Origin of the sequence: uncultured Acinetobacter sp. (genome assembly GCF_947624825.1) — a bacterium.
Classification (GTDB): domain Bacteria; phylum Pseudomonadota; class Gammaproteobacteria; order Pseudomonadales; family Moraxellaceae; genus Acinetobacter.
Genome location: NZ_CANQLZ010000041.1, coordinates 1 through 24996, shown reverse-complemented (window position 1 = coordinate 24996; position 24996 = coordinate 1). Strand labels below are relative to the sequence as shown.

Annotated in this window: 27 protein-coding genes; 5 read left to right on the top strand and 22 right to left on the bottom strand. The window is 42.1% G+C overall.

All coding sequences use genetic code 11. The annotated features are described in order from the left end of the window. Window positions 1-33 precede the first annotated feature (33 nt). Complete coding sequence (locus Q0017_RS10065) at window positions 34-549, bottom strand: P-loop NTPase fold protein (protein ID WP_298146190.1); 516 nt, start codon at window positions 547-549, stop codon at window positions 34-36. Window positions 550-663: 114 nt separating this feature from the next. Here Q0017_RS10065 and Q0017_RS10060 point away from each other — a divergent pair, with 114 nt between their 5' ends. Next, window positions 664-1632: an MBL fold metallo-hydrolase gene (locus Q0017_RS10060; protein WP_298146187.1), complete on the top strand. Its 969-nt coding sequence runs from the start codon at window positions 664-666 to the stop codon at window positions 1630-1632. A 38-nt stretch (window positions 1633-1670) separates the two neighbouring features. On the opposite strand, the gene Q0017_RS10055 is transcribed toward Q0017_RS10060, so the two are convergent. After that, window positions 1671-2294: a LysE family translocator gene (locus Q0017_RS10055; RefSeq protein WP_298146184.1), complete on the bottom strand. Its 624-nt coding sequence runs from the start codon at window positions 2292-2294 to the stop codon at window positions 1671-1673. Between the two features lie 427 nt (window positions 2295-2721). Beyond that, window positions 2722-2880, bottom strand: coding sequence for an NF038215 family lipoprotein (locus Q0017_RS10050; RefSeq protein ID WP_298146181.1), 159 nt, complete (start codon window positions 2878-2880; stop codon window positions 2722-2724). 90 nt (window positions 2881-2970) lie between these two features. Between Q0017_RS10050 and Q0017_RS10045 the strand changes: the two genes are divergently transcribed. Next, on the top strand, window positions 2971-3828 hold the full coding sequence (locus Q0017_RS10045) for a 1-aminocyclopropane-1-carboxylate deaminase/D-cysteine desulfhydrase (protein WP_298146196.1): 858 nt from the start codon (window positions 2971-2973) through the stop codon (window positions 3826-3828). 65 nt (window positions 3829-3893) lie between these two features. Beyond that, the gene (locus Q0017_RS10040) at window positions 3894-5093 is read left to right on the top strand and encodes an NAD(P)/FAD-dependent oxidoreductase (protein ID WP_298146179.1); all 1200 of its coding nucleotides are present in this window, start codon (window positions 3894-3896) and stop codon (window positions 5091-5093) included. A 9-nt stretch (window positions 5094-5102) separates the two neighbouring features. Here the strand turns inward: Q0017_RS10040 and Q0017_RS10035 are convergent, their stop codons facing one another. The 3 genes from Q0017_RS10035 to Q0017_RS10025 form a co-directional block, all read right to left on the bottom strand. Beyond that, window positions 5103-5357, bottom strand: coding sequence for a hypothetical protein (locus Q0017_RS10035; protein ID WP_298146199.1), 255 nt, complete (start codon window positions 5355-5357; stop codon window positions 5103-5105). Window positions 5358-5412: 55 nt separating this feature from the next. After that, window positions 5413-7104 (bottom strand): mechanosensitive ion channel, encoded by a 1692-nt coding sequence (locus Q0017_RS10030; RefSeq protein ID WP_298146177.1) that lies wholly within the window; start codon window positions 7102-7104, stop codon window positions 5413-5415. A gap of 169 nt (window positions 7105-7273) precedes the next feature. After that, entirely contained in the window at window positions 7274-7522 is a 249-nt protein-coding gene (locus tag Q0017_RS10025) for a hypothetical protein (RefSeq protein WP_298146175.1), read from the bottom strand. 154 nt (window positions 7523-7676) lie between these two features. Between Q0017_RS10025 and Q0017_RS10020 the strand changes: the two genes are divergently transcribed. Further along, complete coding sequence (locus Q0017_RS10020) at window positions 7677-8099, top strand: hypothetical protein (RefSeq protein WP_298146173.1); 423 nt, start codon at window positions 7677-7679, stop codon at window positions 8097-8099. Window positions 8100-8143: 44 nt separating this feature from the next. Here Q0017_RS10020 and Q0017_RS10015 read toward each other — a convergent pair whose 3' ends face one another. Then, the gene (locus Q0017_RS10015) at window positions 8144-8905 is read right to left on the bottom strand and encodes a ferredoxin--NADP reductase (protein WP_298146170.1); all 762 of its coding nucleotides are present in this window, start codon (window positions 8903-8905) and stop codon (window positions 8144-8146) included. An 85-nt stretch (window positions 8906-8990) separates the two neighbouring features. Here Q0017_RS10015 and gigC point away from each other — a divergent pair, with 85 nt between their 5' ends. Then, a complete protein-coding gene (gene gigC / locus Q0017_RS10010) occupies window positions 8991-9869 on the top strand; it encodes a LysR family transcriptional regulator GigC (RefSeq protein ID WP_298146167.1) in 879 nt (292 codons plus the stop codon). A gap of 24 nt (window positions 9870-9893) precedes the next feature. On the opposite strand, the gene Q0017_RS10005 is transcribed toward gigC, so the two are convergent. The 15 genes from Q0017_RS10005 to nuoD form a co-directional block, all read right to left on the bottom strand. Next, on the bottom strand, window positions 9894-10157 hold the full coding sequence (locus tag Q0017_RS10005) for a hypothetical protein (protein ID WP_298146164.1): 264 nt from the start codon (window positions 10155-10157) through the stop codon (window positions 9894-9896). A gap of 133 nt (window positions 10158-10290) precedes the next feature. Then, entirely contained in the window at window positions 10291-10713 is a 423-nt protein-coding gene (locus Q0017_RS10000) for an excalibur calcium-binding domain-containing protein (protein ID WP_298146162.1), read from the bottom strand. Window positions 10714-10787: 74 nt separating this feature from the next. Next, window positions 10788-11081 carry a cold shock domain-containing protein gene (locus tag Q0017_RS09995; protein WP_297425941.1) on the bottom strand — a complete coding sequence of 98 codons (294 nt, stop codon included), beginning with the start codon at window positions 11079-11081 and terminating at the stop codon, window positions 10788-10790. Between the two features lie 82 nt (window positions 11082-11163). Beyond that, the gene (gene upp, locus Q0017_RS09990) at window positions 11164-11799 is read right to left on the bottom strand and encodes a uracil phosphoribosyltransferase (RefSeq protein WP_297425938.1); all 636 of its coding nucleotides are present in this window, start codon (window positions 11797-11799) and stop codon (window positions 11164-11166) included. A 121-nt stretch (window positions 11800-11920) separates the two neighbouring features. Then, window positions 11921-13414 (bottom strand): NADH-quinone oxidoreductase subunit NuoN, encoded by a 1494-nt coding sequence (gene nuoN, locus Q0017_RS09985; RefSeq protein ID WP_298146159.1) that lies wholly within the window; start codon window positions 13412-13414, stop codon window positions 11921-11923. 3 nt (window positions 13415-13417) lie between these two features. Further along, entirely contained in the window at window positions 13418-15022 is a 1605-nt protein-coding gene (gene nuoM / locus Q0017_RS09980) for an NADH-quinone oxidoreductase subunit M (protein ID WP_298146193.1), read from the bottom strand. 7 nt (window positions 15023-15029) lie between these two features. Next, window positions 15030-16925 (bottom strand): NADH-quinone oxidoreductase subunit L, encoded by a 1896-nt coding sequence (gene nuoL / locus Q0017_RS09975; RefSeq protein WP_298146156.1) that lies wholly within the window; start codon window positions 16923-16925, stop codon window positions 15030-15032. After that, complete coding sequence (nuoK, locus tag Q0017_RS09970) at window positions 16922-17230, bottom strand: NADH-quinone oxidoreductase subunit NuoK (protein ID WP_297425929.1); 309 nt, start codon at window positions 17228-17230, stop codon at window positions 16922-16924. Before nuoK ends, nuoL begins: the two co-directional genes overlap by 4 nt. Continuing rightward, window positions 17230-17748, bottom strand: coding sequence for an NADH-quinone oxidoreductase subunit J (gene nuoJ / locus Q0017_RS09965; RefSeq protein WP_297426016.1), 519 nt, complete (start codon window positions 17746-17748; stop codon window positions 17230-17232). The genes nuoK and nuoJ overlap by 1 nt, the downstream gene beginning before the upstream one ends. Then, the gene (nuoI, locus tag Q0017_RS09960; RefSeq protein WP_298146153.1) at window positions 17748-18290 is read right to left on the bottom strand and encodes an NADH-quinone oxidoreductase subunit NuoI; all 543 of its coding nucleotides are present in this window, start codon (window positions 18288-18290) and stop codon (window positions 17748-17750) included. Before nuoI ends, nuoJ begins: the two co-directional genes overlap by 1 nt. Window positions 18291-18306: 16 nt before the next feature. After that, window positions 18307-19308 (bottom strand): NADH-quinone oxidoreductase subunit NuoH, encoded by a 1002-nt coding sequence (gene nuoH / locus Q0017_RS09955; protein WP_298146150.1) that lies wholly within the window; start codon window positions 19306-19308, stop codon window positions 18307-18309. Window positions 19309-19311: 3 nt separating this feature from the next. Next, entirely contained in the window at window positions 19312-21993 is a 2682-nt protein-coding gene (gene nuoG, locus Q0017_RS09950) for an NADH-quinone oxidoreductase subunit NuoG (RefSeq protein ID WP_298146148.1), read from the bottom strand. Between the two features lie 11 nt (window positions 21994-22004). After that, a complete protein-coding gene (nuoF, locus tag Q0017_RS09945; RefSeq protein WP_298146145.1) occupies window positions 22005-23336 on the bottom strand; it encodes an NADH-quinone oxidoreductase subunit NuoF in 1332 nt (443 codons plus the stop codon). Beyond that, the gene (nuoE, locus tag Q0017_RS09940; RefSeq protein WP_298146142.1) at window positions 23333-23842 is read right to left on the bottom strand and encodes an NADH-quinone oxidoreductase subunit NuoE; all 510 of its coding nucleotides are present in this window, start codon (window positions 23840-23842) and stop codon (window positions 23333-23335) included. Before nuoE ends, nuoF begins: the two co-directional genes overlap by 4 nt. Before the next feature lie 14 nt (window positions 23843-23856). Continuing rightward, window positions 23857-24996: NADH dehydrogenase (quinone) subunit D (gene nuoD / locus Q0017_RS09935; protein WP_298146139.1), on the bottom strand; the 1140-nt coding region annotated here is incomplete at its 5' end.

Below are 24996 nucleotides of genomic sequence, written 5' to 3'. Positions count from 1 at the left end.
AAACAATTCGAGGCATGTGTGAACATCTGTTAACTAAAAAAACTTTTTCGCATGATTAGTTATTTTTGTCAACTTAATGTAGCCTAAAACTTCTTCTTTTTTTAACTCACAGCGCTCTAGATCATCAAAAACAAGAATAAATTTTTCATCAATTTGTAAATAATCAGGAAGGTTTAAACTCGGCAACGTAGCATTTACTGACACATCTGGTTTGGAGTCACCATCTAAATCAACTTTCAAAGTTGCTTTCAGTAAACCTTTACCTAGTTGCCCGACTAACTTTGCACCTTTACTGCCAAGAATTGGATGAATACTTTTAAAAATAGCCTCATCGATCATAGAAATTTTAGCTATTCCATTTAAGCTCACATAGCAAATCTTTCTTTTACCATCTTGTTTCTTTTCTAAATATTTTTTTACAAACCATGTCTTACCACTTCCCCATGCACCATTCAAAAGCACAGCGTACTCAAAATTCTTTTCTCCATCGAAGTAATAATCCAAATATTCTTCAATATGTTGATTGGGTTCTGAAATATAATTCGACATGTGGTTGCACTTACTCTCTTTTAATTAGAATGAATTACTTGAATTAAAACCCAATGAATTTTTTTTCTCAACATGCTAAAAACAATCTATTCCTTTAAACCTTAAAATAAATCTATGAAAACCATAAAATCCATATTCCTTACACTTGCTCTAAGCACCACAGGCATCACCGCTCAAGCGGCTGAATCAACAAGCATTTCAGCTCCAAAACAAGTCGCTGGCTACTACCATCACCAAATTGGAAATACTCAAATCACTGCCCTCTTGGATGGTACAAACTATTTAAATCCAGCTTTATTTAAAGGCTTAAACGAAACTCAAAAAATAGAAATTTTAAAAAAGTACGCAGCAGTGAATGACAAAGGTATACAAACTTCAGTCAATGCCTTTTTAATCAATACAGGCAAACAGCTTTTAATGATCGATAGCGGTGCGGCAAGCTGCTTTGGTACACACTTAGGTTCTATTTATAACAACTTAAAAGCTTCAGGTTATAAGCCTACCCAAGTCAATGGTATTTTTCTGACCCACTTACACCCTGATCATGTTTGTGGCATTGCAAATAATGGGGTCGCCAATTATCCAAATGCTAACTTACATATTTCTAAAACTGAATATAACTACTGGTTGAATCCTAATACAGTTAAAAAACTACCCAAAGACAAACAGATCGGCTTCTTAGCTACAGTTGAAAAAATCAAAGCTGCGCTTGCACCGTATGAAGCAGCCAAAAAGATTAAACTCTTTTCAGATAAATCTTTACGCTTTGGCGATGTAGAATTTAAACCCTCTTTTGGTCATACCCCGGGACACTACAGTTTTAAATTAAAAGCAGATGGTCAAGACGTGGTATTTATTGGAGATATTGTGCATTCACATAGCTTACAGTTTGAAAAACCTGAAACCGCCATTGAGTTTGATATTGACCCGCAAGCTGCGATACAAACCCGACTTCAACACTTTGCCCAATATGCTCAAGATGGTCAACTCATTGCAGCACCACATTTGCCATTTCCGGGTTTAGGTTATATTTATAAACACGGCGTAAGTTATCAATGGATGCCGCTTCACTTTAAAGATTAATATCAGTAAAAAACCCTCTGTATGAGAGGGTTTCTTATTTATTTTGTACCAAACAATAATTTTAAGCCCAATACCGTCATTACAATGCCCGCACCACGGTCAAACATCGCTTTAAAACGTAGGTAGATACGGCGTGGTTTATCGGCCGATAAAGCCACGGCAACCAAAGAACACCAACCTGCATCAATAAAAAAGCACAGCATAGGCAACACAACGTAGTAGTAAGTTGGAATATCTTTTGGCAAAAGTGCAGTAAAAATACTGGCCAACACAATGGCAATTTTAGGATTGCTCATTTGTGTAATTAAACCTGACACATAAGCACGGCGATAACTCATCAGCTGCGCTTTGCCATCCACACTGGCAACAGGCTCTTTGGCATGTTTAATAATTTTATACGCCAACCACAATAAATACAGACCACCACAAATTTTTAGCATTAAATACGCCGATGGCACTGCCAATAACAAGGCTTGCAAGCCCATTACTGCCAATAAACCAAAAATTGCCGCACCTGTTCCGGTACCTAAAGCGGTAAACAAACCATGTTTACGCGAAACCGCAATCGAGTTTTTAGCCACATAAATAAATGTCGGCCCGGGGCTCATGGCACCCAACATCAATGCTAAGGCAATTGAGCCTAAAATCATCAAAGATTCCATTGCGATTCCTAAAAGGTTTGGGAGAAAAATAAAGCGCAATTTTACGCTGTTCAGATTTTTTTTACTGCCTGTTTTTTCACTATTCGACAAAAAACAGCATATGAAAAATTTGCCAAGCTGAATTTTTATAGGAAACTTAGCAAGCCTTGTGTATGACCAACATGCTTTAACCCAAGCAAGCATCTACCTTAAAATTTCGTATTTGCATCAAATTGGGTGATGCTTGGTCACTCCACCATTAAAAATACCCAACAGTTAATTTTCCTAAACCATATAGTTTAAAAGCTCGTATCAGCTCATTAAGCACACTCAGATGACCATGATTATTTATTTCAAGCATAAAAGACGAATACCATGTTCAAGCATGTTATCGCTCAAATATGCTAGGCCTTTAATTACCTATAAAACTCACCGTCCTATAGTGAGTCTATTTTTCAACAGGTTGTGTGTGCTTTGGCAGTTGATAATCGCGCTCAGCTACAGGCACGCCACCAATGATCATAGTACGAGGCGGCTCAGGTGTTGGGGTTGGCTCACAGCCCAATAAAATCCAACACAGGGTTAAATATACATAGCAGCCTTTCATAGTGCCTCCCATTTTATTGTTGTTTTCGCTTTTATCATGATATAAGAAATTGCCTTTTAAATCTTTAGCATCATTGTTATGAGCCCACCTATTTTTACTGATCTTGCACAGAGCACTCCCACCCAAGTGATTGATTATTTAGGTGTAATCATCAGTATTAAGCGGCTTGATTTAATTCATCCTCATATTTCTGGCAATAAATTTTTTAAACTTAAATATAATATTGAATATGCGATGCAGCATGGTGATCAGCAGATTCTCACTTTTGGTGGAGCATATTCCAATCATATTGCTGCAACAGCCTTTGCAGCGCATGAGTTTGGTTTAAACAGCGTAGGGATAATTCGGGGTTTAGAGCTTCAATCTAAGCCACTTAATCCAACCTTACAAACAGCCAAAAATTTTGGGATGCAATTTGAGTTTGTTTCGCGTGAACAATATCGTCATAAACAAAATGCTGAATATTTAAATGAATTAAAACAACGCTATCCACATGCCTATATTGTGCCTGAAGGGGGTACAAATTCGCTTGCCATTCAAGGTTGCTGTGAAATATTAACTCCACAAGATCAAGATTTTGATCTCATTTGTTGTGCTGTTGGTACGGGTGGTACTATCACTGGCTTAATTGAAGCCAGCCATAGTCAGCAACATATTTTGGGATTTTCTGCCTTAAAAGGTGATTTTTTAAAGCGTGATGTGGCACAACTTACCCTTAAACACAATTGGTCGATCAGCGATGAATTTTGTTGTGGTGGTTATGCCAAAACCACACCCGAGTTACTTGAGTTTATGCACAATTTTGAAGCGAAGTATCTGATTCCATTAGAACAGGTTTATACCGCCAAAATGTTGTATGGCATCTTTAAGATGATTGAGCGTGGTGAAATTAACACTCAGCAAAAACTGTTGGTCATTCATAGTGGTGGTTTACAAGGCAGGATCTGATTCTGAAAAATGCTTAAAAATTGGCTATAATGCACGCCTTTGTTTTTGGCTGTTGGTAAATTACCGTGTCTTCTCCTGTATTTGATGTAATTGTAATTGGTGCTGGTGCATCGGGTTTAATGCTGGCAGCCATGGCAGCTGCACGCGGTCGTCGTGTATTGGTACTTGAAAAAGCCAATAAAGTGGGTAAAAAAATTCTCATGTCAGGCGGTGGTAAATGCAACTTTACCAATTTGTATGTTGAGCCGGAAAACTATGTGTCACATAATCCACATTTTGTGATTTCAGCGTTAAGTCGTTATAGCAATTGGGATTTTATTGGTTTGGTCTGCGACCATGGCATTGAATATGAAGAACGCAAACATGGGCAACTGTTTACCCTAAATGGCGCCAAAGACATTTTAGCCATGCTGTTAAAAGAATGTGAAAAAACTGGTTTAGTCACCATTAAAACCAGTGCTGAAGTGAAAGAAGTGAATACGGTAGATGGGCAAGGTTTCCAATTGGCTACGACTTTAGGTTTTTTTGAAGCTGAATCAGTGGTGGTAGCAAGTGGTGGTTTATCTATTCCAACCTTAGGCGGTTCGGGCATTGGCTATGAAATTGCCAAACAATTTGGGCATCATGTCTATCCCACGCGTGCCGGTTTGGTGCCTTTTACCTTCTCAGATCATTTTAAAGAAGTCACCACTCGTTTAAGCGGCAATGCTGTTGAAGCGACTTTATCTAATCCACTCAATAGCTTTACTGAAGCCTTGTTATTTACCCATCGCGGTTTAAGCGGGCCAAGTTCATTGCAACTGTCTAATTATTGGCAAAGTGGTCAAGCATTTCAGATCGACTTTTTACCCAGTTTAGATCTACATGCATTTTTTAAGACCAAGAAAACTGCACAACCTAAAGTCTTGTTGCGTACCTTACTCAACGAGCATTTGCCTAAAAGTGTTGTGCTTGAATTACAAAGCTTAATTTGGTTAGAACATGCCGATACAGCCATTGGCAATTTAAGTGATGATAAGTTAGAAGCGATTGCTACCCAATTACATGGCTTTGAAGTTAAACCATCAGGCACTGAAGGTTATCGTACTGCCGAGGTAACTTTAGGTGGGGTGAATACCGAAGAAGTGTCGTCTAAAACCATGGAAAGTAAAAAGCAAAAAGGCTTATACTTTGTGGGTGAAGTGTTGGATGTATCAGGCCATTTGGGTGGTTATAACTTCCAATGGGCATGGGCTTCAGCACATGCTGCTGCCCAATACGTTTAAGATTTTGCTTTATTTCGGCTGTTGATCTGCTTCAGCAGCCTGCTTTTCCTCCGCTTTTTTATCTTCGTGTTGCTGCTCTTCTTTAATTGCTTGTTCTCGGTCTTTTTGGTTTTCCTGCTCTTGCTGCGCTTTTTCACGATCTTGACGCTCGAGTTTTGGCTTTTTATTGGCAAAAACAAATTTATAACCTGCAACCAGTAAGCCAATGGTTACCCCTGCAATCACAGCAGGTGCGATACGATTAGTGGGTTTTTTAAATCTCATTCTATCTTCCTTAAAATAAATACGATGGGCACTCAGACCCATCGCATACAAAGGTTTATTTTTTATCTTCAGGTGAAATATCAGTATCAGTTTCTGATTCGCCTGTCGAACCATACGGGTTATTTAATGGCTTGTTGTCAGGGTCAATCACCAAACGATCAGGTACTACAGTCGATTTAGATTGATCAAAAACTTCTACAGGTGCTTGATGAGGCTGTGTAGTTGCAGTTTTGTTAGACGATGTATCCATGACATCATCTGCCATCGACTTCACCTCTTTGGCTTGTGCTTTGGCTTGATCAATCAAGTCCGTCAAAACACGCTCGGCTGGTCGGCGACCACCTAAACCAAATGCCAAAGCGAAAGCCACGGCGACCGCACCTAAAGTTAAACCAAAGGCTAAGTTGACAATTGAATCGGCAATACCCATGGCACGTAAGCCCATGGCCAAGACTAAGCCCATAATTAAAACGCGTACCAAATTGGCTAACCAACGTGAACTTTTGTGTTCACCGCGTTGCACCACATTGGCCACAATATTTGCCAGCCAAAAACCAATCACTAAAATGACCGCACCTAATAGGATGTTGGCACCAAAGTAAATAAACATCGCGATTAGATCGCTAATTTGATCAAAGCCTAAACGGTTTGCAGCTTCAGACACCGCAAACAGCATGGTAAAGAATACAATTAAGTAACCCACCACACATGAAATTTTAGTGGTTCCTAAAAAGCGCTGTACCCCGACTTTTTCAGGAATAGTATCTACGCCTGTGCCTGCTAAAACTTCAACCACCAATTTAGCCACAAAACGTGATACCACATAAGCCACAATTAAGATTAAGCCTGCAGCAATAATATGTGGGATGGCATTCATAATTTCATGCAACATTGCAGTTGCAGGTTGTGAGATAGCCTCAACGCCAAGCGCTTCAAATGCCACAATCAGGGCCGTGATCATCACCACCGCAAATAAAAATGAACCCAATAAACGTGGTAAATTTGAACCTTTAAATAAGCCAATTTTTTCAGCTTGCTGTTGTAAATTTAAACTATTGCCAAGACCTTCGACAATGCCACGCACAATCTTTGCCAAGATATAACCTGCAAAGACAATAATGCCTGCAATAAATAAGTTAGGTAAAAAGCCAACCGCTTGATTAACCATGTTCTGCACAGGATGCAACAGACCGGTTAAACCTAAAATTGATAAGACAATCGGTAAAAATAGCAATAAAATCAGCCAATAGACAATTTCACTGATGTTTTGACTTACAGGACTCACGCCTACATCTGCACTAAGTTTTTCGTCCAATTGCGTGCGATCAAGTAACTTTTGTAAACCTACTTTGGCAACATTGGCCACCAACCAACCAATAAAACCAACAGCAATTGCAGCTAGTAATTGCGGTACAAACAACAAGAACTGCTGCACCATATTACTAAATGGACCACTCACGCTATTTAAGTTTAAAGCATTGAGCGCACCAATCACGGCAATAATCATCACCAGCCAAAAGACCACTTTGGACACAATTGATTCAATATTGGCACGGTGACCCGTGGCACTACTCAATTTTTGATCGGTGCCGAGTTTTTGTAATAGCTTTTTAATGCCCGATGCCACGACCAGTGCAATGATCCAACCCACAACTAAAATGGCAATGGCGGCCAAAATGGGATGAAATTGCTCCCAATAATACATGGCATTTATGCCATTTCCGCTGCGCTCAAAATAATCATTCATCTTGTTATCCTCTTATTTTTTCATTATGTATTTGGGTCAAGCCCAGCCTGTTCTATCTGTATCACCTTAAATTTTGTATATTTTTTATTCAAGTCATTCTATGCAAACTACACCAAAACGCCACAAAAAAAGCCCTAGTGGAATCGCTAGAGCTTTTATAAAGAAAATTTTAAGGTGCCGTGGCGGTTGCTTCATCAGTGGCTGTTGCTGTGGTGCTTGGGCTACTTACATTGGCTGTTGGATTTGGGTGCCCAGGCGGTGCTTCACTTGGCTTGGGTTTGCCATCGGCCATCATATAAAAAATGAGTGCGGCCAAAAACACCCCAACAATCATTAAAATATAAATCGGTAAGCGCTTTTTTTGTTGGGTTTCTGAAGCACTGGCAGCATGATGCGAATTATTTTCATTGTGTGGCATATTGCGTCCCACCTTGAGTTGTTTGATTTTTATACTAACAACTTCATGTGTTGCGTTGTGTGAAGAAGCATAGCAACATGGTGAACGAATAGTCAGTTGCTTGCCAAATTTTAAGCTATAATGGGCGACCTTTTTTTTGCTTCGTTGTTACTTTATGGCGTATCGTCAACAGAGTGTAACGCTTGATTTAGACACGGATGTCACGCATCAATGTACCTTACACTATACGCGTGATCAAAATTTGATTGGCATTATTGGCTTTAATAAAGCAAGCTATCAACTCAAATGGGGCGATTTAGAATATTTTCGTCGTCGTACCGAAGAATTTTCAGTGATGCCTTTTCCTGAATGCGTCAATGCCATGGTGATTGATATTCGCAATGTGGCGGCTTTTTTAGACAATGAAGTGCCGATTATCCCATGGCGTTTGATTGAAGAAGAATGTCCTGTGCGCTTGGTTGTGCCACAAGATCGCTTAGATCATTATGCCGGTTTATTTGAACCGACGTGGCTATCCACTGATGTAGACACTGCCATTCAAGAAATCCGTGAGTTTATGGATATGTTTGTGCATTAAATTTAAAAAACCTCCCAACAGGAGGTTTTTTTTGTAGCATGTGATTACCAGTAATTTTCTACCGCAATATTGCCCTCACCACGGCGATTCATGCTTAAGCCACGGGCTTTGAGTGCTTCTTTAGTGTCATCTACCATCTGTGGATTACCACACAGCATCACGTGACTAGTAGCCGGATTAAGTGGCATGCTTGCGGCTTTTTCAAGCTCACCATTGGCAATTAATACGGGTAAGCGCTCATGCAAAATAGCATTTGGGTCACGGGTAATAATCGGGATAAATTTAAAACCGCTATGCCCTTCGCCAAAGCTCTGTGCAATTTGTGCAATACGCTCGCTATAAGCCAATTCGGCTTGAGTACGCACGCTATAGACTAAATTGATGTTTTGATATTTTGACCACGTGTCAAAATCTTGCAGCATCGATAAAAATGGTGCTAAACCCGTACCTGTTCCCAATAACCATAAATCTTGTGGCGCGGGCAATTGATAACGTGCAAGGGTTAAAAAGCCATAGGGAATCTTCTCTAAATACAGTTCATCACCGACTTTTAAATGCTGTAAATTTGAAGTAAATGCGCCATCGGGTACCACAATTGAGAAAAACTCTAAGGTTTCATCAAACGGCGATGACACCACCGAATAAGCACGCACCACCAACTCATCACCCACTTTGAGTCCAATGCGAGCAAATTGCCCTGCTGTAAACTTAAAATGTGCAGGACGGGTTAAGGTAAAGCTAAACAAGGTATTGGTCCAACGATGTACAGATAAAACCTTTTCTTGTGTAAATTTCTCAATTGACATAATTTCAACGTGGCATCAAAGACTGCGCTCATGGTAGCATGACACGATAATTTATGAATATTTTTTCAATATTAAGGCTATATTCATGCGCATGACATTACGTCAGCTGGCTGTTTTTGTAGCAGTCGCTCAAGAGGGTACCGTCACCAAAGCCAGTGATGCAGTCAAGCTTACGCAAAGTGCGGCAAGTATGGCACTGGCTGATCTTGAAGATGGTTTAGGTGCTCCACTGTTCGATCGTTTAGGCAAGCGATTACAACTCAATGACTTAGGGCGTTTTTTACTGCCTCAAGCGCTCGAGATTTTAGGTCGTTGCGAAGCGTTTGAACAAGCGGCAAAAGGTGAATTACAAAGTATTGATCTACGTTTAGGGGCAACCTTAACCATTAGTGATTACTTAATGCCTGATTTAATGGCAGATTTTTTACAAATTCAACCCCAAGCGCATTTACAATTGCAAGTGGGCAATACCCGTCAAATGATTGAAGCAGTCAATCAATTTCAGCTTGATTTGGCTTTAATTGAAGGTTCATGTCATTTACCCCAATTACAATGTATTCATTGGCGCGATGATGAACTTGCTGTGTGCTGTGCACCGACTCATCCGATTGCACAACTTCAACGTGCGCTCACGCCTTTAGATTTTATTGATGCTGAGTGGATTTTACGTGAAGAAGGTTCAGGGACACGCGAAGTATTTGATAATGCTATTTTACAAGATGTACCAGATGCCAACATTCGCCTCACTTTGGGTCACAACGAAGCGATTTTAAAAATCGTGGCAGGTGGTATTGGCTTATCTTGTATTTCAAAACTTGCCATTGAGCCTTTGCTTGAAAAAGGTCAATTGGTGATTTTAAAAACCCCATTTTGGCAATTGGCACGCCCACTGTTTATGTTGGTGCATCGTCAGAAATACCAAGGGCCGGGACTCAAAGCCTTTATGCGATTTTGTGAAAAATAATAAAAGCACCCTCGGGTGCTTTTATTATGGTTGCACTACAGATTGCTCTACACAATAAAAACGTCCTGCACAAAAATAGGATTGGCGTGGCTGAATTTTAAACTCAGAATGGCGTACCACAGCTTGTCTTTGATAGTCTAATAATTGTCTTTGCTGTGAATCACCTAGTTTTACCATCATGGCTGCTCGTTGATTAGAAATCTGTATATAGCTTAAACCAGCCAACAACAGTACGATCATGACACCAACTAACCATTTCGGTTGTCGCAACACATTTAGTCTTTTCATTACCATCACTTTAAGGTTTCACCAATGAGTAGGTCGCTGTCTTACGCAGCTTTACCTTCCTCTTAATGTACGTGATATTGTAAACAAAAAAAATAAGTATTGTGTACTATTGTTAAGTTTTTATACAAAATGTTTAAAAACCACGCTTGAACTGTTGTTCACATGGAATACCATCTTGATCGCCATCCATTTTAGTATTAGGGCAATATTGATTAAAAAACACAGCCTCTTCATAAGAGCGCATTTGCGAACAATGCTCACGACCATCACAAGTAAACTCTTTACGTGCGCTAAGTGGCTGGGTTTGAATGGGCGTACGCTCGACTAAAGCTTGACGCTCAATGGGCTGTATTTTAATCTCATCGGGTAAATGACCATGTGCTGCACGCTGGGCAAGGACAATTTGTTGTTGCTCTGAGATAAGCTGTTGTACGTGTTGTTGTTGCATGTGTTGATGGCTTTGATATTTTTGATAGCCCCAATACAACCCAAATATTGCAGCCAAACTTAATAATCCAATTAAAGCAATCACTACTGAACCTTGTTGTTTTTGCATGCTACCCCCTTGTATTTTTTAATCGTTTTAAATATGCAAAAAGAGGTCAAATGACCTCTTTTTGCGTGTGGTTATTAACCACGTAAATTTGACAATAGCGCTGATGTAATTGATTTATTATGTTTTGCGACTTTTGATTTCACCGCCTTTTTAGAGGTGTCTTCAACACGCTCAATTTTTACTGCTTTAAATTTTTCGCCATTACGCTGTGCGACAAATTTAACACGTTCATTACGCTTAGGTTCAACCCCATCTTGTGGGAAATCTGAAATATGGAAAAAGATGTCACCATCTACATAACCAATAAAACCAAAGCCTTTAGTTGCATCGTACTGCTTGATCTTACCTTGTAATAATTCATCTTTCATTGCGCTGCCCTATCTTGTAAGTTACTTAAATAGATTATATAAAAAAGAGGCTACACTAGCCTCTTTTTTTGCTCTGCAAAAATCAATCTTTTTGAACAGAACCAAAGATTTTATCGCCTGCGTCACCTAGACCTGGCACGATATAACCATTTTCGTTTAAGCCATCATCAATTGACGCAGTAAACATAATTACATCAGGGTGTGCAGCTTCAACACGTTGAATACCTTCTGGTGCAGCCACAAGAACCATCACGCGAATATCTTTACAGCCACTTGCTTTTAATACATCAATTGCTGCCACCAAAGATGAACCTGTAGCCAACATTGGGTCAATGATCATGGCAAGGCGATTTTGTACATCTGGCACTAATTTTTTGTAGTAAGTACGTGCTTCTAGGGTTTCTTCATCACGCTCTAAACCCAAAACCGATACTTTAGCACTTGGAATAAGGTTTAAAAAACCATCTAACATGCCAATACCAGCACGTAAAATAGGGACCACGGTAATTTTTTTACCCGCAATACGATCTACAGTTACTGTGCCATTCCAACCGTCAATTTCCTGTTCAACCATAGGTAAATCTTTGGTTGCTTCGTAAGTCAAAAGCATAGTGACTTCTTGCGCTAGCTCGCGAAAGTTTTTTGTACTAATGTCAGCACGGCGTAAAAGACCGAGTTTATGTCGAATCAGTGGATGTCGAATTTCATGAATAGCCACGGGAGAGCACCTAAAAGGTTAAAGATAAAATTTATTCTATTATAGGGCTTTTTGCACGATGGGATAAATAAAAAAAGCCCTCAAACTGAGGGCTTTTTTGTTAAGTTAGAATAATTTTAAATTATTGCTGGCTTAACATAAAATGAAGCGGAGATAAAATCTCTGTTTCAAGTGCAAGTTGGATAATTGGATCTGGGTAAACACCGATCACAAGTACAGCAGCAGTCACGATCAACACCATGATACCACCCACTTTTTGACCCCATTCTTTGTCGGCGTCAATACGTGGTGTTTCTGGTGGTGTCATATACATCACAACCATCACACGTAGGTAGTAGTACAAACCAATACCAGAACCGACAATGATCATTGCCGCTAAGAACCAATGCTGAGTGGTGACCGCAGCCATGATTACCAAGAACTTACCAATGAAGCCTGCTGTTAACGGAATACCCGCCAAAGACAACATCATCACTGTAAGCACTGCAGTTAATACTGGACGACGCCAGAATAAACCACGGTAATCAGCTAAGCTTTCAGCTTCATCAAGGTTATTGTATGGGCTAGACATTAACGCAATCGCACCAAAGGCACCAATGGTGGTTAATACATAAGTGATCACATACACACTCACGTTGCCTAAGCTTGCATAGGTCATGCTGATTAAACCAATCAACAAGTAACCAAAATGTGCAATTGATGAGTACGCTAAGATACGCTTCAAGTTCACTTGTTTAACGGCTAGCAAGTTACCTACAAGAATAGATAGCACTGCAAGAATAGTTAAAATAGTCACAATCGAATCAATTAAGATTGCGCCTGAAGTTAATAAATAACGTACAAATAAACCAATGGTCGCAACTTTGGCAGCTGTTGCTAAGAACGTGGCCATTGGTGCTGGTGCACCTGCATATACATCGGGTGTCCACTTATGAAATGGCGCTAAAGATAATTTAAACGCCACCGCAAAGATGATTAAGCCTAAACCTAAAATCACCATTGGCTGAGAGATGTTTTCAATTAATGCTTGTACAGAATCATAGAACGACAATGAACCTGTGTAAGCATAAATGTATGCCATACCCATGAGCAACATTGCAGATGCAGTTGCTGATAAAACTAAGTATTTAACGCCTGCTTCTAATGACTTAGTACGCTGATGCGTATACGCCAACATACCGTAAACAGGAATCGACATTAACTCTAAGCTAATAAAGAACGATGCATAGTGCGAGCTTGCCACCATAAGCATAGCGCCTGCCACAGAGAACAGCATCAATAGATACAGCTCTTCGCGGTGGTCTTTATAGCCTTCAATGTAGGCATGTGACAGTGTGCAGCAAGCCAGTGCTGCAATCACGATAATCAATTGATACAGTACGGTAAATTGGTCAACCATAAACATGCCCATCACATTGGATGGAGCAAAGCTTGAACCAAATAACATTACTAAAAGGTAAATCACAGACAGGTTTAAACCCATCACCGCTGCAGTTGCAACAAGGTTATGGTTACGTTTAAGCGCTGTCAGTAGCATTGCCACGATTGCGGTTAAACCGACAATCATGACAGGTGCTAATGGCATAAGTTCAGAAAATGACAGTGTGAAGTTCATGACTTATTGGATCTCCACATTTTCGAGTTGAACTGAAGCTTCTTGGGCAACTTCAACGACTTCTTGCACTGGAATGTAGCTGTTTGCTAACCACGCCATGCTTGAATTTGAAATATCAAGGAAGCTTTGTGGATACAGACCAAGCCATAACAGACCAACGGCACAGATTAAAAGTACAATCACTTCACGCGCATTTAAATCTTTTAAAGACGCATAATGTTCACGCTGCTCTTCGTTTGGCACACCAAACAATGCTTTGTGAATTAAGATTAAACCGTAAAGACCGGCAAAAACTAAGCTGATGGTGGCAAGGATCGTGAACAATGGGAATTTTGCGTATGAACCCATCAGGATCAAGAATTCACCAATAAAGTTACCTAAACCTGGAATACCCACCAATGCTGCAACAAAGAACATTAAGAAGAATGCAAGGTATGGGAACTGACCACGAATACCGCCCATTAAGCGTAAATCACGTGTATGTAAACGCTCGTAGACTTGACCACACATAATGAACAACGCAGCAGACGATAAACCGTGTGCCAACATCATGATCATTAAACCTTGGAAGGTTAAGATGTTACCTGCGTAAATCGCAAGTAAGATAAAGCCCATGTGTGAAATCGACGTGTACGCAAGTAAACGTTTCATATCGGTTTGTTGGAAAGCACACCAAGCGCCGTAGAAAATACCAATTAAACCGAAGATGATAGCAATATCTGCAAATTGTGCAGATGCAGCCGGGAAGAACGGAATCACAAAACGCAATAAACCGTACGCTGCTGTTTTAATTAAGATACCTGCAAGATCAACAGAACCTGCTGTTGGCGCTTGCGCGTGGGCATCTGGTAACCAGCCGTGTAATGGGAAAACTGGAAGTTTTACCGCAAAACCAATAAACATACAGATCATAAATGCATACGCCAATGAAGGCACTTGTGCATCTAGAGTGTTGGCTACACCCAACAAGAAGTTGTAGTTGAAGCTAATGTTACCTGTCATCATGTAACCGTAGATCACCAGACCTAGGATACCGATGAGCATGATTAAACCTGCAACTTGGGTATAGATAAAGAATTTATTGGCCGCATATACGCGTGACTTGCCCGCATCACCTTTATGACCCCAAAGAGCGATCAAGAAGTAAATTGGAACCAGCATCATCTCCCAGAAGAAGAAGAACAAGAATAAGTCAATCGCCAAGAACACACCAATCACACCACCTAAAGACCATAAAAGGTTTAAGTGGAAGAAACCAACGTGTTTTTGAATCTCACCCCATGAACAACCGACTGCTAAAATACCTAGCAATGCAGTTAAGCCCACCATAAGAAGTGATAAACCATCCACCGCTAAGTGAATGTTAATGCCTAAAGATGAAATCCAAGGCACTAAGAATTCAGCCGACCAAGTCGGAACTTGAGCGCCTAATTCATAGTTATACGTACCTGTTTGCCATAACACTAAGGTTAAACCTAGTGTGACCAGCATACCCACAAGCGCAATATAGCGCGGCAGTTGTTGGTCGAGTTTATCGACCAACCAACATGCGAAACCTGCAATGAACGGTACAAGGATCAGCGCGGGTAAAAGAAAATTGTTTGTGATTTCCATCTTATTTCCCCACGATCTGAATCACGATCAATAGCATCAGAAGTACAATAATACCCAATGCCATGCTCGCAGCATAATCGCGTAATGAACCCGTTTGACGTGAACTTGTGAAGCTATGACCACCGCGAACAATCGCAGGAAGCATGAGCCACAAACCATCGATTGGATCACGGCCTAACATTTTAGCAATCAACAAGTAAGGTTTAACAAAGATGATGTCATACAACGCATCAAAACCAAGTGCGTTACGGCAAATGTTGGCTAAACCTGCACCCACTGAGGTATTGGCAAAGCCTTTGACAGCATTGTAAGCAAAAGCAAATAACACCACGCCTACAGCCAAACCTGACAACGCCACCGCAATTGCGATGTATTCGGCGCCATGTGCACCTGCAACAAGATTCTCAGGAATAATGAAAGCAGGAATGTTTGCAGCATCAAGGATGCTCATCACTGGTGCTTTAAGCACAATCGCAAGACCTGTTGATAACACCGCAAGAATTGCAAGTGGCATCCAGTAGCTTACGCCTTTAATTTCATGATAAGGCGTGTTTTCTTTGCCAAAGAATACAACCCAAATTAAACGGAATGTATAAATTGACGTTAAGAACGCACCTGCAACACCAACCCAGTACAACGTATTGTAAACCGGTAAGCCTGCTAAATGACTTTGTGTCCAAACTGCTGCCAAGATTGCGTCTTTTGAGAAGAAACCAATGGTTAAGAATGGAATTGCAGCTAAGGCACCACCACCAATTGCGAAACATGCAAACAAGAATTTGTTCTTGTAGAACAAGCCGCCCATTTTGAAAATGTTTTGTTCGTGATGGAACGCTAAAATCACAGCACCTGACGACAAGAATAATAATGCCTTAAAGAATGCGTGGGTGAGCATGTGGAACAAACCTGCTTGGTAAGCTTCTGCACCCACTGCCATAAACATATAACCCAATTGACTCATGGTTGAGTAAGCAAGGATACGTTTAATGTCAGTTTGAACCAGCGCTGCAAAACCAGCCACAAGTAATGTTACCGCACCTGTGATTGAGATAAACATCATCACTTCTGGTGCAAGTTCAAATACAGAGAACAAACGGCAGCACAGGTAAACACCTGCTGTAACCATGGTTGCTGCGTGGATTAACGCAGATACAGGTGTAGGACCTGCCATTGCGTCTGCTAACCACGTTTGTAGCGGAATCTGTGCTGATTTACCTGCTGCACCTAAGAACAACATCAATGCAGTCCACAATGTAATTGACGAACTTTGTGTCATTACAGTTGCCGCATTTTCCACGATGTATTGTGTATTCAAAGTACCAAATTGTTGGTAAAGCAAGAACAAGGCAATCAGTAAGAATACGTCACCTACACGCGTAACCGTAAAGGCTTTAATTGCTGCCAAACCGTTTGATGGCGTTTGGTAGTAGTAACCAATCAATAGGTAAGAACATAGACCCACACCTTCCCAACCTAAGAATAACAACGCTAAGTTGTCACCCAATACAAGCAATAACATACTTGCAACGAACAGGTTAAAATAAGAGAAGAAACGTGCAAAGTCCTGTTCACCACGCATGTACCATGATGCAAAGATATGAATTAAGAAACCCACACCTGTAACCATGCCAAGCATGAGCAGTGATAAACCGTCAAGTTGTAAGCTAATGCCCGGGGCAAAACCGCCTACGTTAAACCACGTCCAAAGATGTTGTACATACAACTCTTTGCCGTTGTTGACAAAATCAATACCTGCAATTAAAGCAAATAATGCAGATAGACCAACCGCGCCTACACCAATAATGGCAGCAACCGTTTCAGGCAGCTTGTGGCGACCCGCTGCTAATAGTACAAAACCAATGAGCGGGAATAAAATTGTTAAATATAAATAACTCATCCGCGCATCTCACTAGCCGCATCTACATCCAAGTGATGGAAGCGATGGTAGAACTGAAGAACGATCGCAAGACCGATACACGCCTCTGCTGCTGCAAGCGTTAAGATCAAGATGAACATGATTTGGCCATCTGGCTGTGCCCAAGCACTGCCTGCCAATACAAACGCTAAGGCAGCAGCGTTCATCATGACTTCAAGGCTCATTAAGATAAAAAGAAGGTTGCGTCGTACCATCACACCGTAAAAACCAAGTGCGAAAAGAATTGTTGCAACAATCAAACCATGCTCTAAAGGAATGTTGCCCATTATTGTGTGTCCTCTTCTGCACCTGGTTCACGTTTACCAATGTGGAATGCAGCGACAAGCGCAGCAAGCAATAACATGGCAGCGATTTCAACCAAGAGTAAGTATTCAGTAAAGAGTGCAATACCCACAGCCTTCGGACCAACAATTTCAGTGCCCATGAGTGGACCTGCAACGTTGTATTCAGAACTGAGCGTCCATACGAGGGTTAAACCCATGAGGAAACACATCAGCGCAGGATATGCCCATGCTGATGACGTTAACCATTTACGCTCTTGTTCTACAGTCGCTTGACCTAGGTTTAGCATCATCACGACGAAAACGAATAACACCATGATCGCGCCCGCATACACGATGATTTCAAGCGCACCTGCAAATGGCGCACCCACAATCATAAACATACCGGCAACAGCAAGTAATGACACGATCAAGCTTAATAAAGCATGAACGGGATTGGCGTTGGTCACAACGCGAATGGTAGAGACGATGGCCACGAGTGCCATCAAATAAAACGGCCACATCATGGTAATAGACTCCGTACATCAACAGGCTTGCTTTCGCGCTGTGCTTGACCTTTGTCTTTACCGGTTACAGCCATACCTGTGACACGGTAGAAGTTATAGTCAGGATATTTACCAGGACCTGAAATGAGTAAGTTTTCTTTCTCATAGACTAAGTCTTGACGTACATATTCACCCAACTCAAAGTCAGGTGTCATTTGAATGGCAGTCGTAGGACATGCTTCTTCACACATACCGCAGAAAATACAACGTGAGAAGTTAATACGGAAAAATTCCGGATACCAACGACCATCTTCTTTTTCTGCTTTTTGTAGTGAAATACAGCCAACAGGACACGCAACCGCACACAGGTTACACGCAACACAGCGCTCTTCACCATCAGGGTCACGGGTTAATACAATACGACCACGGAAACGTGGTGGTACGATGTCCTCAGCTTTCACTTCTGGATACATAATGGTGTCACGTTTGCGCGTTACATGGCTAAATACCATAAACAACGAACGAACGACTGACCCGACCCCAGCTAGAAATTTAAACATTTTGTTCTCCCTGCCCTTACCACAACACTACAGCAGCAGTAACTAGCAAGTTAACTAGCGTTAATGGCAAACAAATTTTCCAACCGAAGTTCATGACTTGATCATAACGTGGACGCATCAGCGCAGCACGTGCCAATACAAACATCATTACAAAGAATGCTGTTTTAATCACAAACCAGAATATTGGTGGAAGGAAATCTAGACCGAATGGAGCTAACCAGCCACCGAAGAATAATGTCACGATTAATGCTGAGATCAACACCACGTTTACATATTCGGCAACGAAGAACATACCCCATTTCATACCACCGTACTCGACGTGGTAACCCTCTGCCAATTCTTGCTCTGCTTCTGGTTGGTCAAATGGGTGACGATGCGTTACCGCAACACCTGCCACCACAAAGATTAAGAAACCTAAGAATTGTGGAATCACAAACCATACGCCTTGTTGTGCTTCTACGATCTCACGTAAGTTAAATGAGCCGGCAATGACCACCACACCCATTAACGAGATCCCTAAGAACACTTCATACGAAATGGTTTGCGCTGCAGAACGTAGACCACCGAGTAATGCGTATTTGTTGTTTGATGACCAACCACCAAATAACACCGCATACACAGCAATACCTGCCATTGCCATAAAGAACAATAGGCCAATGCTCATATCTGCAACACCTAAATATGGTGTTACAGGAATAACCATGAACGATAACACCGCAGTTGCCATCGCAACTGCTGGTGCCATACGGAAAGTCAATTTGTCTACGAATTTAGGTGTCCAGTCTTCTTTGAACATGATTTTAAGCATGTCGGCAACGATCTGGAAAATACCACCTGGACCGACACGGTTTGGACCGTAACGATCTTGCCAAAGACCTAAAAGACGACGTTCAATAAAAGACATCAACGCAGCAATTAAAACAACCACAAGTAAAATTGCAATCGCTTGAACCACTGAGTACGCAATCGGCCAGCTTTCAGCCCACAGCGGCGTTTGACGCATTAATTCTTGTTCCATGAATTACACTCCAGCCTTGACTGACACAGGCTCTGCAAGAGATACCGTAGGTGCAAGACCAACTGGGTAACCGATGTAACCTGTAGGTAAATATTCAATCACTTGAACAGGAAGCACAACTTCTGCATCACCCGCTTTCACTGTGATTTTTTGGCCGTCTTGAACATTCAAGCGTGCAGCATCTTGCTCACCTACAGCAAACATTGCCTCAGGAATACGTGATTCCATCGCAGGTGTTTTCACCGTAAATTCACCTGATGCAAAAATATGATGCATCGGCACAAGACGGAAGCTGTCAGCATTCACAAGCACTGGTGTTGGCGCAACAAAGCTACGTGCTGGACGTTTTGCTAAACGATCGAATAAACGAACGCCTGAATCACCACCTTTTAATGAACCGCCCACGTTTTCTTGGAATTTGTTCCAAGCTTGTGGTGAGTTCCAACCTGCAGACCATGCAAACGGCACCAATGCTGATGGCGTTTGATTACCAACATAACCTTCCATTGAGAATGTTAATGCAGAATCTTTGTCTGTTGGTTGTTTTGGTTCGTGAATCGACAACGGCGCACGCATTGCAGTACGACCTGAGTAACGACGTGGTTCACGCGCAACTTTTAAGCCATGTACACGGAAGCCGGCATCTGGTGCTACGTCTTGAATTGCTTCTAAAGCTGGAACGTTTTTAGCAACAGACTCAATCACATCATCCAGTACAGTCCAAGAAATCGCTTTACCTTTCACACCTGTTTCAATGGCATGTAACCAGCGCCAAGATTCTTTAATGGCAAGTTCTGGTTTGTAATAGCTTGGGTCATACACTTGGTAGAAACGTTGCGCACGGCCTTCTTGCGAAACAACCGTACCGTCACCTTCAGCAAATGAAGCAGCAGACAAAACGATGTCGGCTTTTTTCACTGTTTGAGTTTCTGAGTGATCTAGCACAATCACGTTTTTAGCTTTAGCTAACGCAGCATCAACTTGTTTTGTAGGTAAACGACGGTAAAGGTCATTTTCTACAATCACAACAGTGTCATAGTCTTGTGCAAACGCTTGTTCTAAGCTATTACCACCAAAGATGGCTAAGCCCATTGAGTTTACTTCAGGCACAGTTAAAGTTAGACCTGCATGACCCAGATTCTGTGCAACTTGTGCAGCAGCTTCCATGATGGCAGCATCTTGTAAACTTGTACCAGAGATGATCAATGGCTTTTTCGCAGCTTTTAAAGTATCTGCAATGGTTTGAGCAAATGCTTTGGCATCGTCATCAAGACCAAGAACAGTTTCGCCTTTCACCGCAGCAGCAACTGCAAAACCTAAACGCGCAATGTCGTTTGGAGAAGCAACCACTTCACCCTCAGCTACATCAGCTAAACGTGTTTGTGTAGCCGCTAAAATGTAAATCGGAGATTTAGCATCTTGCGCAATACGTTGCACAGGTTCAGCCAACCAATCTTGGGTACGGCGCTCTGCCGCCATTGCTTTGCCTTTATTTTTCGCAGCTTGGCGAACAGATAAAGCCATACGTGGCGCAGTTTGGGTTAAGTCTTCACCTAAGATTAACACCGCATCGTAGCTTTCAATTTCACGCATGTTCGGGTTGTAAACACCCTCGGTTTGCATGATTGACGCTGCAAGCTCAACTAGGTTTTGTTCTTTTTGTGACAAACCTGTTGAGAAGTTGTCTTGACCGACTAACTCACGTAGCGCGAAGTTCGATTCAAGTGATGCACGCGGTGAACCAATACCCAATACTTTTTGACCTTGGATATTTGCAATTACGGTATCAAGCGCTTGGTCTACAGAAACTGTAGTCACGTTTGCACCTGAGCGGAATTGTGGTTGACGCGGACGATCAGCGTTATTGACATAACCGGTACCGAAACGACCTTTATCGCACAGGAAGTATTGGTTTACTTCACCGTTATAACGGTTTTCTACACGACGTAATTCGCCATAACGCTCACCCGGAGAGATGTTACAACCTGAAGAACAGCCTTGGCATACGCTTGGCGCATACTGCATGTCCCATTTACGGTTGTAGCGTTCTGAGTGAGTTTTGTCGGTAAACACACCTGTTGGGCATACTTCAGTTAAGTTACCCGAGAATTCAGATTCTAAAGTACCTGATTCAGGGCGACCAAAGTAGACACGTGATGCGTTGGCATACACGCCAAAGTCTGTACCACCCGCGTAGTCTTTATAGTAACGAACACAACGGTAGCATGCGATACAACGGTTCATTTCGTGTGAAATGAATGAGCCAAGCTCTTGGTTGTAGTGCGTACGTTTGGTGAAACGATAACGACGACGATCGTGCTGAGTCATCACAGTCATATCTTGTAAATGACAGTGACCGCCTTCTTCACACACTGGACAGTCGTGTGGATGGTTGGTCATTAAGAACTCAACAATAGAAGCACGGAAATCTTTGGCTTCTTTGTCTTCGATCGAAATATAGGTATTGTCAGCAGCCGGTGTCATACATGACATCACTAAGCGACCACGCGTATCTTGAGGATTCGCATATTGGGTCACCGCACATTGACGGCAAGAACCGACAGAACCTAAGGATGGATGCCAACAAAAGTACGGGATATCCAGACCCAAAGACAAACATGCTTGTAGCAAGTTCTCTGAACCGTCGACTTCGTACGATTTGCCATCGACATGAATTGTAGCCATAGTCGAATTCCTTAAGCTGGTTTTACATCAGAAGTTTTAGCGGCCGCATCAACGACTTTCGCTTCAAACTCATGACGGAAATATTTAAGTGCGCCCATAAGCGGCTCCATTGCACCAGGAGCATGTGCACAGAAAGTCTTACCAATCCAAAGCTTACGAGTAAGCTCTTGTAAGTGATCGATATCTTCTTTCTTACCTGTACCATCTTCAAGTGCTTTAAGCGCTTTAACCGCCCAAGGTAAACCATCACGGCATGGTGTACAGAAACCACATGACTCACGCGCAAAGAATTCTTCTAAGTTACGCGTTGCAGACACCATACATTGGGTTTCATCTACCACCATAAGCAAGCACGTTCCTAAACGAGAACCTGCTTTCATGATGCTTTCGGCATCCATTGGCAAATCAATATGCTCAGCTGCCAAGAAGTCAGTTGATGCACCACCTGGTAACCATGCTTTAAGCGTTAAGCCATCTTTCATGCCGCCGGCATGATCTTCAATTACTTCACGCGCTGTGGTACCAAATGGTAATTCCCAAAGACCTGGGAATTTTACTTTGCCTGATGCACCGTAAATTTTAGTACCTGGATCTTTTGATTTACCTTGAGATAAACCAACGTACCATTCTGGGCCACGTAGCATAATGGCTGGTAAGTTGTTGTAGGTTTCTACGTTGTTGACAATCGTAGGACGACCCCAAGCACCTGCAACTTGCGGGAATGGTGGCTTGGTACGTGGGTTTGCACGGCGACCTTCAAGCGAGTTAATCAATGCAGTTTCTTCACCACAAATATAACGACCCGCACCGGTATGCACGTGTAACTCAAAGTTCCAACCTGTACCTAAGATGTTGTCACCTAAATAACCTTTAGCGCGAATTTGCTCTAAAGCTTCATTTAAGTATTTTGCAGCTTCGATGTACTCACCACGGATAAAGATATAACCGTGAGTGGCTTCTAGCGTATAGCCTGCAATTAACATGCCTTCGATCAATTGGTGTGGAAGGTCTTCCATCAACAAACGGTCTTTGAAGGTACCTGGTTCCATTTCATCGGCGTTACAAATGAGGTAACGTGGACCTGAGTTATCATTTGGTGCCATTAAAGACCATTTGATCCCTGCTGGGAAACCTGCACCACCACGGCCTTTAACCGTTGCCGCTTTAACCACATCCAATACTTCTTTAGGTTGCATTGAAAGTGCTTTTTTAAAGCCTGCATAACCGTCTAAAGCTTCGTAGTCATCCGCACTGCGTACGTTGGCCTGTTTGCTCAAACGCCAAGTTAATGGGTGAGTTTCTGGGTTACCGTCGCCGTAAATCGGTTTTGGTTCAGTATTCATACATACTTCTCCAATAACTGTTTCACTGAAGACACTTCAACTAAACCGTGCGTATCTTCATTAATCATCAAAGTTGGACCTTTGTCACAGTTACCTAAGCAGCAAATTGGCAAGATCGTGAAACGACCATCCGCTGTAGTTTGACCAAACGAGATCCCAAGCTCACGTTGGAAAGCTTCTGCTAACGTTTCCGCACCCATTAAGAAACACGCAATTGAGTCACATAATAAAATGACATTGCGGCCTACAGGTTGACGGTAAATACGGTTATAGAAAGTGGCAACACCTTCTAAGTCCGCTACGCTCATTGAAAGCATTTGTGCAATGGCATTCATTTGCGCATCATCTACCCAACCATTACGGCGCTGTACACATTTGAGCGCATCAAGGCACGCTGCACGTGGGTACGGGTAGTGACCAATGTGATGTTCGATGTCGTGAATTTCGTCCGCAGTCAAAATTCCTTCAACGTTCACACGTGGTTTTTTATCAGTCAAAATCATCATAATGCGTTTACCCCTTAGCGATCCACGTCAGCCATTACGACGTCAATGGTCGCTAAATAAATGATTAAGTCAGACATTAAGCTGCCGTTAATCACAGAAGGCATTTGCTGTAAATGCGTGAAGGTTGGTGTACGAATACGGGTACGGTAACTCATGGTTGACTTATCAGAAGTCAAGTAGTAGTTCGACGCACCTTTCACCACTTCAGCCATCACAGACGCTTCGCCTGCTGGCATTACAGGACCCCAAGATACGCTTAAGAAGTGCGTAATCAAGGTTTCAATATCTTGTAATGTCTTGTCTTTTGGCGGTGGAACAGCCAATGGATGGTCGGCTTTGTACGCGCCAGATGGCATGTTATCAAGACATTGCTTGATAATTTTCAGTGATTCTTCGATTTCGCGATAGTGAACCATCACACGCGCGTAAGCATCACCTTCGTACTCAACTGGTACATCGAAGTCGTAGTTTTCGTAGCCGCTATACGGACGATATTTACGAACGTCAAAGTCGATACCTGTTGCACGTAGACCTGTACCTGTTACACCCCAAGCCAATGCAGATTTCGCATCGTATTGCGCAACATTACGGGTACGACCAATAAACACCGAGTTTTTCAGCGCTGCTGTATGGTATTCCTTCAAACGTTTTGGCATCCAATCCAAGATTTCACGGATTAAATGTTGCCAGTTGTTTGGAAGGTCGTGTGCAGTACCACCAATACGGAACCATGCTGGGTGCATACGGTAACCGGTGATCGCTTCAATGGCGTCATAGATTTTTTGACGATCGGCGAACATGTAGAACACTGGCGTCATACCGCCGGCATCTTGAATTGCAGTACCAATAAACAATAAGTGGTTATTAATACGGAACAATTCAGACATCATCACACGGATACATTGTGCACGATCAGGCACAGTAATGCCTGCCATTTGCTCAACGCCTAACACGTAAGGCATGTTTTGCGCACAACCACCTAAGTAGTCCACACGGTCTGTATAAGGAATGAAAGAATGCCAAGTTTGACGTTCAGCCATCTTTTCCACACCACGGTGGTGATAACCGATATCAGGTACACAGTCTTTCACTTCTTCACCGTCTAACTGCAACACAATACGGAATGCACCGTGGGCAGATGGATGGTTAGGACC